The sequence below is a fragment of the Micromonospora sp. NPDC047707 genome, from assembly GCF_040704235.1.
Classification (GTDB): Bacteria; Actinomycetota; Actinomycetes; order Mycobacteriales; family Micromonosporaceae; genus Micromonospora.
Map to the genome: position 1 here is coordinate 1 of NZ_JBEYSU010000060.1, position 12,667 is coordinate 12,667.

Consider the following 12,667-nt stretch of genomic DNA (forward strand, 5'->3'; position numbering starts at 1 on the left):
GAAACCACAGCCTCGACCAGTCCAGGGTATAAATCAATTTGGCACTGGCTTATCAAGCACCCTGTTGAGTTCTCAAAGAACAACCACACACCATCCGAGCTCCCACATTGTGGGACCCCGTCCGGGGCAACCTCTCGAACCTACCCGCCCCGTCCCTCATCGTCAACCTGGTCGCCCAGGTGATCGACTTGGTGGGTCGGGACCCACGATGACGCACGCCGTGCCCGGCGGTCGTTACTGTCGTGGGAAGCGGCAGACCGGCCGACAATCGCTTGGCGATCATCCGCCCGGCTCCCTGCCGGCTTCAGAACTCTACCCGGTCGGCTTCGCGATCGCAACTCCGTCTTTCCAGAGTTCCTCGCACCGCCCGGCTCTCAGTCTCGCTCGGCGTCTCCGCCACGAGCCTGGCGCCCGTTCTCGGCCGGTTTGCCCGGCCTCCCGCGTGCAGAGAGAAAGTTACGCGGACGGGCCGCCGAAGGCAAATCAAGATCCGTCGCTGCCTGGTCGGCGACGCGGTCGCCGTTCGACTCCAGCCCTGATGGCTGACGGCCTATCCCGATTCCCCGGTGACTGATGCCGCTCCGCCCAGCGATCCCGCCGTCACGGCACGACGCAGAACCGGAACGACATGCGACAGTGGGTGACATGGCTGACCTGACCGCGACGGCGGTGCTCGCCGAGGACGCGCTGCTCGGACTGCTGCTGCCGTTCTGGCAGGTGGTCATCGGCGCGTTCGTGCTCGTTGTGCTGGTGGTGTCGGTCGGCAGGCTCGCCCGACGCGGGCCGTCCCGCATGACCACCGCGCTTCTCGTCACCGCGGCCGCCATCGCCGGGCTCGCCACGGTCGGGGTGCTGCTCCAGGGCTAGAGCCGGCGGTTGGCGAGGCTGGGCAGTTCGGCGCGGACGGTGCGCAGCCGGTCCAGGTCGAGGTCCGCGATCGCGACCCCCTGGCCGTCGGGGACCTGGGTGAGGACGAGACCCCACGGGTCGACCACCATGCTGCGCCCGAAGCAGGTCCGGGCCGGCTCGTGATCCCCCGTCTGGCCGGCGGCCGCCACGAAGCACTGGTTCTCGATGGCCCGCGCCCGCAGCAGCACCTCCCAGTGGTCCCGCCCGGTGTGCAGCATGAACGCCGCGGGCACGACGAGCAGGTGGGCGCCCCCGTCCGTGACGAGCCACCGGTAGAGCTCGGGGAAGCGCAGGTCGTAGCAGATCGACAGGCCGACCCGTAGCCCCTCGACGTCGACGACCACCGGCCGCACCCCGGGAGCGACCGTGGCCGATTCGAGGTACGAGACCCGGCCGGGGATCTCCACGTCGTACAGGTGGATCTTGCGGTAGGTGGCGGCGAGCGTGCCGGACCGGTCGAACACCAGCGACGTGTTGTAGGTGCGCTGCAGGTCCGGGCCCCGCTCGTGGACCGAGCCGGCGATCACCCACATGCCGAGCCGTCGGGCGACGGCGGCAAAGAACTGCCCCACCTCACCGTCAACCGGCTCCGGGTCAGGAAGACCGGCGGCCGGCCCGAGGTAGTCGACGTACTCGGGCAGGACCGCGAGATCGGCGCCGCCGGCGGCGGCGCACTCCAGCAGGGACTCCGCGGCTGCCAGGTTCGCCTTGCGGTCGTCCCGGGCGTTCAGCTGGCAGACGGCGACGCGCATGGCATCAGCGTACGGGCGGGGAAGCTCCGACGACAGGACCGGCGCCGCGGTGAGGCTTCACGGCGGCGCCCGTCGAGCCGGTCAGGCGGACTTCTCCTCGCGGTCCCGGCGGGCCCGCCGGCCGGTGAACTCGCGCGGGACGATCGTGGGGTTCACGTTCTCCAGGACGACCTCGCGGGTGATCAGCACGCGGGCGGCGTCCGGGTTGCTCGGAACCTCGTACATCACGGAGAGCAGGACCTCTTCCATGATCGCGCGGAGGCCGCGGGCGCCGGTGCCACGGAGCATCGCCTGGTCGGCGATCGCCTCCAGCGCCGACGGCTCGAACTCCAGCTCGACGCCGTCCAGCTCGAAGAGGCGCTGGTACTGCCGGACGAGGGCGTTCCGGGGCTCGGTGAGGATCCGGACCAGGGCGGTGCGGTCGAGGCTGCGCACACTGGTGATCACCGGGAGACGGCCGATGAACTCGGGGATCAGGCCGAACTTCAGCATGTCCTCCGGCATCACCTGGCTGAAGATGTCGTCCGTCGAGCGCTCGGAGACGGACCGGAGCCGGGCCCCGAAGCCGGTGCCGCCGTGGCCGGTGCGCGCCTCGATGATCTGGTCGAGGCCGGCGAAGGCACCACCGCAGATGAACAGCACGTTGGTGGTGTCGATCTGGATGAACTCCTGGTGCGGGTGCTTCCGGCCGCCCTGGGGCGGCACGTTCGCGACCGTGCCCTCCAGCATCTTCAGCAGCGCCTGCTGGACACCCTCGCCGGAGACGTCCCGCGTGATCGACGGATTCTCCGACTTCCGCGCGATCTTGTCGACCTCGTCGATGTAGATGATTCCGGTCTCGGCGCGCTTGATGTCGTAGTCGGCGGCCTGGATCAGCTTGAGGAGGATGTTCTCCACGTCCTCGCCGACGTAGCCGGCCTCGGTCAGGGCGGTGGCGTCCGCGATGGCGAACGGGACGTTCAGCATCCGGGCCAGGGTCTGGGCGAGGTGTGTCTTGCCGCACCCCGTCGGGCCGAGGAGCAGGATGTTGGACTTGGCCACCTCGACGCTGTCGGTGCCGGGCGCGCCGGTGGCGTCGGCCTGGATCCGCTTGTAGTGGTTGTAGACCGCTACGGCGAGCGCCTTCTTGGCCTGGTCCTGCCCGACGACGTAGTTGTCGAGGAACTGGCAGATCTCCATCGGCTTGGGAAGCTCTTCCCACTTCACCTCGCCGGACTCGGCCAGCTCCTCCTCGATGATCTCGTTGCAGAGATCGATGCACTCGTCGCAGATGTAGACCCCGGGGCCCGCGATGAGCTTCTTGACCTGCTTCTGCGACTTGCCGCAGAAGGAGCACTTCAGTAGGTCGCCGCCGTCACCGATCCGTGCCACCTACGTTCTCCCTGCACTCATCGGCCGGGGACCCGGCCATGACCTGCGGACGCTGCGCGCCGCCCGTCTTCGTTGCCGCGCCGGCGAGGGGCCGGCGAGGCGGTACAGACCCGACGTTACCCGCTGGCGCGAATTTCTCCGACCCCCAAAACGGGTGTGTCAGAGGTCGGTCGGGAGCGGACCCCCGACCGACCTCCAACCGTGCTGCTCAGCTGGCGGCGTTGGCGGCCAGCAGACCCTTCTTGCGGCTGGTGAGGATCGTGTCCACCAGCCCGTACTCCTTGGACTCCTCGGCCGTCATGATCTTGTCGCGGTCGATGTCCTTGCGGACCTTCTCAACCGGCTGGTTGCAGTGCCGCGAAAGCATCTCCTCCAGCTGGGTCCGCATCCGCAGGATCTCCCGGGCCTGGATCTCGATGTCCGAGCCCTGCCCGTAGCCACCCTCGGTGGCCGGCTGGTGGATGATGATCCGCGAGTTCGGAAGGGCCATCCGCTTGCCCGGCGTACCGGCGGCGAGCAGCACCGCCGCTGCGCTGGCCGCCTGGCCCAGGCAGACCGTCTGGATGTCCGGACGGACGTACTGCATGGTGTCGTAGATCGCCGTCATGGCCGTGAACGAGCCACCGGGCGAGTTGATGTACATGATGATGTCGCGGTCCGGATCCGTGCCCTCCAGCGTCAGCAGCTGGGCCATCACGTCGTTGGCCGACGCGTCGTCCACCTGGACACCGAGGAAGATGATCCGGTCCTCGAAGAGCTTGTTGTACGGGTTGGACTCCTTGACCCCGTACGACGTGCGCTCGACGAACGACGGCAGGACGTAGCGGTTGTGCACGGCCGCGAACCGCGGCGGCAGGCTCAGGTCGGTCATCGTCAGCTCCTCGCTCAGCTCAGGGTCCCGGCGCCTTCCGGAACCTGGGCGGCTCCGGTGATCACCTTGTCGATGAAGCCGTAGTCCACGGCCTCCTGGGCGGTGAACCAACGGTCCCGGTCCGAGTCGGCCTCGATCTGAGCGGCGTTCTGGCCGGTGTGGAAGGCGACCCGCTCCTGGAACATCCGCTTCGTGTAGAGCATCTGCTCCGCCTGGATGGCGATGTCCGCCGCGGTGCCTCCCATGCCGCCGGACGGCTGGTGCATCATGATCCGCGCGTGCGGCAGGGCGTACCGCTTGCCCTTGGTGCCCGCGCAGAGCAGCAGCTGGCCCATCGAGGCCGCCATGCCCATCGCCACGGTCGACACGTCGTTGTCGATGAACTGCATCGTGTCGTAGATCGCCATGCCCGAGTAGACCGAGCCACCGGGCGAGTTGATCCACAGGTTGATGTCGCGGTCCGGGTCCTCCGCGGCGAGCAGCAGAAGCTGCGCGCAGATGCGGTTGGCGACCTGGTCGGTCACCTCGCTGCCCAGGAAGACGATCCGCTCCTTGAGCAACCGGTTGTAGACCGAGTCGTCGAGGTTGCCAATGTTGTCGCCACCGCGGGCTTCGATCGCCCGGAGCGGCGTCGCTGGGATGTGCATGTCGGTCATGGCAGCCCTTCGCTCTCCGTACCGTCCTACCCGACACTAACCGCTCAGCCTGACGCCAGAGCGCCGGTCCGGGCACTGTTCGCTCTCAGCGCAGCCCCGTCGGGGCGTACCCCGGAAACGGGTTTCGGCCGCCGCCCAACCGCGAGGGATGGACGGCGGCCGCACCGCGACGATCAGTGCTCGTGGTCGTGCTCGGCCTCGCTGGCGGCACGCAGCGCGTCCAGGCTCACCTCGTTGCCGGTGGTGTCCTTGATCGTGATCCGCTCCATGATCGAAGCAAGCGCCTTGCCGCGGCGGACGTCGCCGTAGACGGCGCCCGCGGCGCCCGAGCGGACGAGCTGGTCGTAGTACTGCTGCGGGGGCATCCCGGCCCGCTGCGCGCGGTGGACGATCTCGTGCCCGAACTCGTCGTCGGAGACCTGGGTGTCCTCCGCGTCGGCGATCGTGTCCAGCAGGAGCTGGATCTTGACCCCCTGCGTGGCGGCCTCGGTCAGCTCCTCGTCGATCTGCTCCTCGGTCTTCTCCTCGGCCGCGAGGTACTCCTCCAGCGAGGCGCCGATGCGCTCCAGCTGGTCGGCCATCGCCGCCTTACGGCTCTCGACCTCCTCGCGGACGACGCCCTCCGGCGCCGGCACCTCGGCAGCCTCGACCAGCTGCTCGAGGGCCTTGTCCCGCGCGGCGTAGATCTGCTCGACCCGCTTGCCCCGGGTCACCCGCTCACGCAGGTCGTTGCGGAGCTCCTCGATCGTGTCGAACTCGCTCGCCATCTGGGCGAAGTCGTCGTCCAGCTCCGGGAGCTCCTTCTCCTTGACCGTGCGGACGGTCACCGCCACCTCGGCGTCCCGGCCGGCGTAGTCGCCGCCGACGAGCTGCGTGGTGAAGGTGGTGCTGTCACCGGCGGCGAGGCCGACGAGCGCCTCGTCCAGGCCCGGCAGGAGCTGCTTGCTGCCGACCTCGTGCGAGATGTTGCTCGCCGAGCCGCCCGGCACGTCCTCGCCGTCGACCGTCGCGTTCAGGTCGATCTGCACGTAGTCGCCCTCGGCGGCGGCCCGCTCGACGGTCTTGAGGGTGGCGAACCGCTCGCGCAGGCTGCTCACCTGGGCGTCGATCTCGCTGTCGTCGATCTGCAGCTCGTCGACGGTCACCTCGATGGTGGCCAGGTCGGGCAGGGTGATCTCGGGGCGGACGTCGACCTCGGCGGTGAAGTTCAGCGAGTCACCGTCGGCGAACTCGGTGATCTCGACCTCGGGGCGGCCCAGCGTCTTCAGGTCGTGCTCGCGGACCGCGGCGAGGATGTTCTGCGGGATGGCCTCCTGCACCGCCTCGTTGAGGACGGTGCCCCGGCCGACCCGCTGGTCGATCACGGCGGTCGGAACCTTACCCCGGCGGAAGCCGGGAACCTGGACCTGCTGGCCGATCTCCCGGTACGCCTTCTTGAGGCTCGGCTCGAGCTCGACGAACGGCACCTCGATGGCGAGCCGCACGCGCGTCGGGCTCAGAGTCTCGACGGTGCTCTTCACAGGCGTACTCCTTGACGGATCTCGGTTGGTCTGGGCGCTCTCTACAGCCCATCGAGTGTAGGCGAGCCGACGCGGCCGGCCGGCAGCGCCCGGGAACCGCACGGAGAACGGCGGCGCCCGGGACGACCCGGTCGCGGACGACAGTCGGGGTGGCGGGATTTGAACCCACGGCCCCTCGCTCCCAAAGCGAGTGCGCTACCAAGCTGCGCCACACCCCGTGGCGGGAAGCAGTCTATGCCGTCCGCGCCCGCCCGGGGTCTCCCGGGGCGTCCGCTGCCGCGTGTCCACGTTCCGAAGGCGCCGCAGAAGGCTTCGCCGTCGGGCGCGAAGGACCGTGACCGCCGGGCCCGCCGGCCCGGCGCGGAAGGGCCGCACCGCGTGGGACGGAGGCCACACCGCTACGGCCTGCGTCGCCGGGCGCGAGGCGGCAACATCAGGGAAAGTGCTGTCTCGACCGCCCCTTCAGGCCCCTCTTTCCCTGATGTTATGCGGATCTTGTGGCGGTGACGCGCCGGCCGCGGCTGCGCGGGCACCGGCCGCATTGGGTACGCTGTCGGCGCGTCCCCCTGCCGAGGGGCGCATGCGGGCGTAGCTCAATGGCAGAGCTTCAGTCTTCCAAACTGACGGTGCGGGTTCGATTCCCGTCGCCCGCTCCACCCACTAAGGCCCAGGTAGACCGCATGATCGCGGCACCTGGGCCTTTCACCTCTCCCCCATGTTGGATCTTGCGTGCCATCCGCGTGCCATCCGCGTGCCATTCACGGCCGGCGTCGGCTCTCACCGGCAATGCGGCGGTCCATCGCGCGGGCGATCTCGCGGTCACGCTCGCTGGTGGCGTGCTGGTAGATCAGGGCGGCGCGCATGGTGGCGTGTCCCATGCGGTGCAGGGCTCCCGCGTGCTGGCCCCGGACGCGGCGGCGAGCGTGTTGCCGGTGTGGTGCAGGTCGTGAAAGTGGAAGCCAGCCAACCCGACCGGGGCGACCGTCTTGGTCCACTTGACGGCCCGCCCGAGGCTGCCGGAACGCAGCGGCGCACCCTTCGCCCCGGTGCAGATGAGCGCGTCGAAACCGTCCTCGACATGCTCGGCCAGGTGCTCGCGCAATGCCGCGACCGCAGCCGCCGGCAGGGCAACGACGACGAGGAGCCGGTCGACGGGTTCATCGACGCCTTCATCTGGTCGCACAAGGCTTCCTCTTTCGCTGAACGTCCGCTTCTGCCGCCGTCCGGGCAAGTGCCGTCGTGGCGTCCGAATGTGCCGATGAGCGGACGCCACCCGCCCTGTGCGAAGTCGGTTGACGGCACCGAAAGGATGCTGGCGTGCGTACGTTCAGCGACCTCATCGATGAAGCCGCCGCGGCGGACGTGTCCGGCTGGGACTTCGCCTGGCTCGACGGGCGGGCAACGGAAGAGCGGCCGCCGTGGGGATACTCGCGGCTGATCGCGGCGCGGCTGACCCACGTCGCCTCGGCCCTGGACATCGACACCGGCGGCGGCGAGATCATCGCGGAGGTGCGGCACCTACCGCCGAGAATGGTCGTCACCGAGGGCTGGCCGCCGAACGTGGACCGGGCCCGTGGCCTGTTGACCCCCCGCGGTGTCATCGTTGTGCCCGTCGAGCAGGGGCAACCTTTCCCTTTCCCCGACGCCTGCTTCGAACTGGTGACCAGCCGCCATCCCGTGAACCCTCACTGGCGTGAGATCGCCCGTGTGTTAGCCGACGACGGCACGTACCTTGCTCAGCACGTCGGGCCGGCGTCCGCGTACGAGCTAATCGAGTGGTTCCGCGGCCCGCTGCCCCGGGTGGACCTGGATCGGGATCCCAGGCGGGAGGTTGCCGCAGCGGCGGCGGCCGGGCTGCAGATCGTGAACGTGAAGACCGCACGCTGCCGCATGGAGTTCTTCGACATCGGCGCGGTGGTCTACATCCTGCGCAAATGCGTCTGGTGGGTACCGGACTTCACCGTCGAACGCTACCGGGATGCGCTCAAGCGGCTCGACGCCCGCATCCGCAAGCACGGCGCCTTCGTGGCCCACTCGACTCGGACCCTCTTCGAAGCCAGCCGCCTACCGCGGTGAAGGGCCGCCGCCGAGCGGTGTCCCAGTGCATCCGCTCATGCCGCCGACCGCGCGCCCAACAGCCGCCACCGCGCGACCCTGCCGATGACGGTGCGCGCGCAGGCGGACCAGATCAGGCGGTCACAGCGGTGGAGCAGCGTCGGGCGAGGGATACTCGTCAACCGGGTCAGTTCCAGGGATCGGCGTTCGGATTCTCGCCGAGCAGCCGCGCGCGCTCCAGGCACAAGGCTTCGCCGAACATCGCCGCCTGCGCGTCCGGATCTGCCGCGATCAGCGCGCGGAGGTGTCGCCGCGCTGATCGCGGCTCGATCCGGATGCCGCCGCCGGTCCAGGCGAACCGATGCGGTCAGCGCCGCGGCCGCCACAGGCCGAGCGACCCGTCGTGCCGCAGGCACACCAGGCCACCGTCGACCGCCTGGCAGCCGCCGGCCGCCTCGGGCAGCACGTCGAGCATCCGGACGGTGGCCGCCACCAAATCCACCTCGGCGACCACCGCTCCTCTGGCCGGGTGCGGGCGGACGGCGAGCAGTGGCTCGTCGCCGCTCCACCGGGGTGCCAGTTCCCAGCGGCCCAGCTCCGCCCGTGTTTCGCCGGTGGCCGGGTCGAGCAACGCCAGGTCCATGAGGGTGGTGGCGCTCGTCACCCCGGTGACGATCAGCCCGCCCGGCTCCGCCAACAGCGGGTTCAGGTCCGTACGGGTCCACAGCAGACGTCCGGTCGTGGCGTCCAGCGCCGACAGGCTGCCGGGCTGGACGTGAACACAGACGAAGACGCCGCAGCCCATCGCATACATGGCGGCCGGCACGGTCGCCGTCCAGCGCCGGTCCAGCCGATCCAGCCCGTACCCGGTCACCCGCGCGCCATCGACGCTGACCAGCACGTCGTCAACGACCGACCACTGCCGGCTCGGACTGCCCTCCGCGGAGCCGAGGTCGGCGGTCGCCAGGACGGCGCCGGTGCCGGCGTCGCGCACCTCGACCCGCCCCCGCGGATCGCCGAGCACCACCCGGTCGACCAGCGTGCCGGTGGCACCGTACGTGGGACCTCCCGCCGAGACCCGGGCGCGCCACCGCAGCGTTCCGCAGCACGGGTCCACGGCCCGCACCGTCCCGCTTCCGTCCTCGCCGAGGGCCTCCAGGAGCAGGCCCCCGCCGGCCACGGGGACGGCTCTGCCCGGCTGCCGCCAGCGGGACGTCCCGGTGCGGGGGTCCAGCGCCACGGTCTCGCTCTCGGAGGACTCCGGGTCGAATCCGGTGACCAGCAGCAGACCAGCCTGGGCGTGGCCGCCCCAGAACGTGCCGGACGCCGGCAGCGGCACCCGCCACACCGGATCGCCGCCGGACAGCCGGTACGCCGTCATCGAGCGCGGGCCCCCGCGCCGGTCCGCCGGATCCACGACCATCAGCAGACCGCCGGCGACGATCCGGTCCGCCCCGAGGCGGGACGGCACGACGACGACGTCCCGGACCGGCGGCGGGGTCGACGCGGCCAGCGTTGCCAGGGCGGCCAGCAGTACCGCGAGGAACACCGGCATCCGCAGGGCCACCCGGCGCGGGCGGGCCGACGACTCCGGGTGCTCGACGTCGCGCAGTTCGCCCAGGTCGATGAGAGTCATTCGCCACCCCTCCGAGGGTCGCGCGCCGGATCGGGCGACCTACGAGACCGGAAGCGTATGCGCCGCGGGCCGGTTCCGTCCGCCCCGCCGACGCAACCCGGTGACGCGGCGCGCACCACCCCTGGCAAACTGCCCGCCAACTGAGGTCCTACTAGGGTGCTGGATCTGTCGCGCATCAGTTGGCGGACGAGTGTCGCGGATCTGTTGTCGGATCACACTGACAGAGCCCACTGCCGAGTCCCACCTGATGCTTGACGTTTCCGTCTCACCTGGTGCTGGACGGGTGACCTAGGGACATTCAAGGGCATCGTATCGGTTGATGATTGGCTGCGGCCGGTCCGGGATCCTGGCCGCATGGAGAGCGTGGATCCGGGCGGGCCGCTGAGTGACGCGGAACTGCGGGAGTTGACGCGGTTGCTGGCACGGTTCGCGTCGCACGATCTGGACCAGTGGGAGAACGACCATTGAGACTCGTCCAATAGGGCGCTCCACCTTGTCCCCGTCCGGGAAGGCTGGACGGTCTACGACTGCCCGACGAGGAAATCCGCCTTCAACCACTCGGCCGCCACCACCTATCTTGCTGCCCCGGGCCGGTACCACAACCCGGCCTGCTGATGGTCGCGCAGCCAGCGGACCCGAGATGCCTCATCGGGTCGAGGCGGCCAATCACGGTAGGGCAGGAAGGCTACCCGCCAAGCGATCACGATGAAGATGTAGAGGCCGGGCCCGCCGACGAGCCACCACAATGCGTCGCGGCGACGGTAGGAGGCATGAGGCGCAAGCCAGGCCGTGGCCGCCATCGGAACGGCGATCCAGCCGAGATCCGCGAACGGGCCAGTGCCCATCACACCCTCGATCAGCTCACGGATGATGATGGATGGCACCACTACCCCGACCACCAGCAGCGCGGCGATGAACGTGCGGGGCGCTCGTCTGAGTGGTGGGCGCGAGCTGAGCGGATCAACGGGCATGGGCCGCAGGATATGAGCCAGCAGCAATCGCCAACGCAGAGCGGCCGTGACCTGTACAGTCCGAGGCTGAGCCAGGCCATCCACGGGCCAGTACTCGGCAGACGTCGCGGGCCTGGAGCCAGGCGGCGTGCAGGCGGACGGTCGGCGGGATCAGTTCGGGCATCCGGCGACGATAGCCGCGCACACCAGGCACGTCGTGGGGGCCGGCGAGGCGGATCCGGCGCCGCGTCGAGTCGCACACGGCTTTGAGCGTCCGCTCAAAACGCGTACGCTGCCCGCATGATGGTGCGTACGCGTTGGACCGTGCCGCATCCGCCCGAGGTGCTGTGGCCGGCGCTCTGTGACTCGCGCATGGAGTTGCGCCCCCGGTGCCCGGTGTTCTGCCTCGGCACGCCCCGGCCCACCGCGTGCCGGCTACCGGACGGGCCCGGCGCGGTGGGCGCGAGCCGGCAGTGCGCCTCCGAACAGGGTGTGGTGCGGCAGCGGATCACGCGGTGGGAGCCGCCGGCGCGGTTGGCGTTCCGGATGGAGTCGACCGATCTCGGCTTCCACCGGTTCGTCGACGAGCTGGGCGACGAGTTCGAGCTGACAGCGGCGGGCAGCGGCACCCGGGTCACCCGCATGACGACGGTGACGGTGCGCGGACGGCGGTACGCCGCGCTGTATCCGGCGCTGTGGCTGGGGTTGAAGGCGGTGCACCGTTTCGTGTTCCGCAACTGGCAGCGGAGGGCGGCGGCGCCACCGGCCGGGTGACCACTGCCGGTGGCGCGCCCGAGCCGGAGCAACGGCTCGGACGCGGGCCCGGCTCAGCCGGCTCGGGCCGCCAGGGCGGGCGGGGCCGTCCAGGCGGCGGCGACCTCGTCGGCGCAGCGGTCGCCGTACGCCCGGGCCAGCCGGTCGCCGAGGCGGTCGTGGTCGAGGTGGTACTCCTGCGGGCCGACCGCCTCCACCGCGAAGGCGGCGACGGCGTTGCCGACCTGGCCGGCGCGTTCCAGCCCGAGCCCCCAGGAGAGCGCGGCGAAGAAGCCGGACCGGAAGGCGTCGCCGCCGCCGGTGGGGTCGGCCACCGAGGTGACCGGGACGGCCGGCACCTCGACGGTGGGAGTGTCGCGGCCGGTGATGCGTACCCCCTTGGCACCGAGCGTGGTGACCTGCACCCGGACGCGGTGCCGGACCTCGGCGGCGGTCAGGCCCGTCTTGGCTTCGAGGAGGTCCTTCTCGTACTCGTTGGTGAGCAGGAACTCGGCACCGTCGACGAACTGGCGGACCTGTTCGCCGGAGAGCAGTGCGAGTTGCTGGGAGGGGTCGGCCGCGAACGGCAGGCCCAGTTCCCGGCAGCGGGCGGCGTGCCGGAGCATCGCGGCCGGATCGTCGGCGGCGACCAGGACGAGGTCGAGCCCATTGCGCCGGGCCGCCGCGGCGGCGATCTCGACCCGGTCGCCCTCGGCCATGGCGCCCGGGTAGAACGAGGCGATCTGGCACTCGTCCGCGTCGGTGGTGCAGACGAACCGGGCGGTGTGCGCGTCGGCGCTGATGTGGACGGAGTCGCAGTCGACCCCGTGCCGTTCCAGCCAGGAGCGGTAGTCGTCGAAGTCGGCGCCGGCCGCGCCGAGCAGCACCGGCCACAGACCGAGCCGGCCGAGGCCGTACGCGATGTTGGCCGCCACCCCGCCGCGGCGGACGACCAGGTCGTCGACGAGGAAGGACAGCGAGACCCGGTGCAACTGGTCGGCGAGCAACTGCTCGGCGAAGCGCCCCGGAAACCGCATGAGGTGGTCGGTGGCGATGGACCCGGTGACCGCGATCGCGCCCACGGCGGGACTCCTCCCGGTCAGTAGCGGTAGTGGTCGGGTTTGAACGGGCCCTCGGGGGAGATTCCGAGGTAGGCGGCCTGTTCCTTGGTCAGGGTGGACAGTTTCGCGCCGA

14 protein-coding genes and 2 tRNA genes are annotated in these 12,667 nt (G+C 70.3%); 4 read left to right on the top strand and 12 right to left on the bottom strand.

Going from position 1 to position 12,667, the window contains the following annotated elements:
• Positions 1-645: 645 nt before the first annotated feature.
• On the top strand, positions 646-867 hold the full coding sequence (locus AB0873_RS30280; RefSeq protein WP_155330679.1) for a hypothetical protein: 222 nt from the start codon (positions 646-648) through the stop codon (positions 865-867).
• Here the strand turns inward: AB0873_RS30280 and AB0873_RS30285 are convergent.
• The 6 genes from AB0873_RS30285 to AB0873_RS30310 all read right to left on the bottom strand — a co-directional run bounded on the left by AB0873_RS30285 (position 864) and on the right by AB0873_RS30310 (position 6,297).
• Positions 864-1,661 carry a carbon-nitrogen hydrolase family protein gene (locus AB0873_RS30285; RefSeq protein WP_366604030.1) on the bottom strand — a complete coding sequence of 266 codons (798 nt, stop codon included), beginning with the start codon at positions 1,659-1,661 and terminating at the stop codon, positions 864-866. The two genes, AB0873_RS30280 and AB0873_RS30285, sit on opposite strands and share 4 nt — an antisense overlap.
• Positions 1,662-1,742: 81 nt before the next feature.
• Positions 1,743-3,032 carry an ATP-dependent Clp protease ATP-binding subunit ClpX gene (gene clpX, locus AB0873_RS30290; RefSeq protein WP_366604031.1) on the bottom strand — a complete coding sequence of 430 codons (1,290 nt, stop codon included), beginning with the start codon at positions 3,030-3,032 and terminating at the stop codon, positions 1,743-1,745.
• A 208-nt stretch (positions 3,033-3,240) separates the two neighbouring features.
• Positions 3,241-3,903: an ATP-dependent Clp protease proteolytic subunit gene (locus tag AB0873_RS30295; RefSeq protein ID WP_155330676.1), complete on the bottom strand. Its 663-nt coding sequence runs from the start codon at positions 3,901-3,903 to the stop codon at positions 3,241-3,243.
• A gap of 14 nt (positions 3,904-3,917) precedes the next feature.
• Positions 3,918-4,559, bottom strand: coding sequence for an ATP-dependent Clp protease proteolytic subunit (locus AB0873_RS30300; protein WP_155330675.1), 642 nt, complete (start codon positions 4,557-4,559; stop codon positions 3,918-3,920).
• A gap of 173 nt (positions 4,560-4,732) precedes the next feature.
• Positions 4,733-6,079, bottom strand: coding sequence for a trigger factor (gene tig, locus AB0873_RS30305; RefSeq protein ID WP_366604033.1), 1,347 nt, complete (start codon positions 6,077-6,079; stop codon positions 4,733-4,735).
• A gap of 144 nt (positions 6,080-6,223) precedes the next feature.
• Positions 6,224-6,297: transfer RNA gene (locus AB0873_RS30310), tRNA-Pro, on the bottom strand.
• 364 nt (positions 6,298-6,661) lie between these two features.
• Here AB0873_RS30310 and AB0873_RS30315 point away from each other — a divergent pair.
• Positions 6,662-6,735 (top strand) — tRNA-Gly (locus AB0873_RS30315).
• A 102-nt stretch (positions 6,736-6,837) separates the two neighbouring features.
• Here AB0873_RS30315 and AB0873_RS30320 read toward each other — a convergent pair.
• Positions 6,838-6,957, bottom strand: coding sequence for an integrase (locus AB0873_RS30320; RefSeq protein ID WP_366604034.1), 120 nt, complete (start codon positions 6,955-6,957; stop codon positions 6,838-6,840).
• Positions 6,927-7,262, bottom strand: coding sequence for a hypothetical protein (locus AB0873_RS30325; protein WP_366604035.1), 336 nt, complete (start codon positions 7,260-7,262; stop codon positions 6,927-6,929). The genes AB0873_RS30320 and AB0873_RS30325 overlap by 31 nt, the downstream gene beginning before the upstream one ends.
• Positions 7,263-7,396: 134 nt before the next feature.
• Here AB0873_RS30325 and AB0873_RS30330 point away from each other — a divergent pair, with 134 nt between their 5' ends.
• Complete coding sequence (locus tag AB0873_RS30330; RefSeq protein ID WP_366604036.1) at positions 7,397-8,155, top strand: methyltransferase domain-containing protein; 759 nt, start codon at positions 7,397-7,399, stop codon at positions 8,153-8,155.
• A gap of 346 nt (positions 8,156-8,501) precedes the next feature.
• Here AB0873_RS30330 and AB0873_RS30335 read toward each other — a convergent pair whose 3' ends face one another.
• A complete protein-coding gene (locus AB0873_RS30335; RefSeq protein WP_366604038.1) occupies positions 8,502-9,770 on the bottom strand; it encodes a PQQ-binding-like beta-propeller repeat protein in 1,269 nt (422 codons plus the stop codon).
• 572 nt (positions 9,771-10,342) lie between these two features.
• Positions 10,343-10,741, bottom strand: a complete 399-nt coding sequence (locus AB0873_RS30340; protein WP_366604039.1) for a hypothetical protein — start codon at positions 10,739-10,741, stop codon at positions 10,343-10,345.
• Positions 10,742-11,020: 279 nt separating this feature from the next.
• On the opposite strand from AB0873_RS30340, the gene AB0873_RS30345 reads away from it, so the two are divergent.
• On the top strand, positions 11,021-11,494 hold the full coding sequence (locus tag AB0873_RS30345; protein WP_366604041.1) for an SRPBCC family protein: 474 nt from the start codon (positions 11,021-11,023) through the stop codon (positions 11,492-11,494).
• A gap of 53 nt (positions 11,495-11,547) precedes the next feature.
• Here AB0873_RS30345 and AB0873_RS30350 read toward each other — a convergent pair whose 3' ends face one another.
• Positions 11,548-12,510 (bottom strand): carbohydrate kinase family protein, encoded by a 963-nt coding sequence (locus AB0873_RS30350; RefSeq protein ID WP_366604042.1) that lies wholly within the window; start codon positions 12,508-12,510, stop codon positions 11,548-11,550.
• A 62-nt stretch (positions 12,511-12,572) separates the two neighbouring features.
• The coding region (locus AB0873_RS30355; protein ID WP_366598577.1) for an adenosylhomocysteinase at positions 12,573-12,667 on the bottom strand (95 nt) is incomplete at its 5' end.

Excerpts from the sequence above, each read along its gene's own strand:
- AB0873_RS30285 (WP_366604030.1), bottom strand. The coding sequence starts at position 1,661 with ATGCGCGTCGCCGTCTGCCAGCTGAACGCCCGGGACGACCGCAAGGCG.
- AB0873_RS30295 (WP_155330676.1), bottom strand. The coding sequence starts at position 3,903 with ATGACCGACCTGAGCCTGCCGCCGCGGTTCGCGGCCGTGCACAACCGC.
- AB0873_RS30335 (WP_366604038.1), bottom strand. The coding sequence starts at position 9,770 with ATGACTCTCATCGACCTGGGCGAACTGCGCGACGTCGAGCACCCGGAG.
- AB0873_RS30280 (WP_155330679.1), top strand. The coding sequence starts at position 646 with ATGGCTGACCTGACCGCGACGGCGGTGCTCGCCGAGGACGCGCTGCTC.
- AB0873_RS30340 (WP_366604039.1), bottom strand. The coding sequence starts at position 10,741 with ATGCCCGTTGATCCGCTCAGCTCGCGCCCACCACTCAGACGAGCGCCC.
- AB0873_RS30320 (WP_366604034.1), bottom strand. The coding sequence starts at position 6,957 with ATGGGACACGCCACCATGCGCGCCGCCCTGATCTACCAGCACGCCACC.
- AB0873_RS30300 (WP_155330675.1), bottom strand. The coding sequence starts at position 4,559 with ATGACCGACATGCACATCCCAGCGACGCCGCTCCGGGCGATCGAAGCC.
- AB0873_RS30350 (WP_366604042.1), bottom strand. The coding sequence starts at position 12,510 with ATGCGGTTTCCGGGGCGCTTCGCCGAGCAGTTGCTCGCCGACCAGTTG.
- AB0873_RS30345 (WP_366604041.1), top strand. The coding sequence starts at position 11,021 with ATGATGGTGCGTACGCGTTGGACCGTGCCGCATCCGCCCGAGGTGCTG.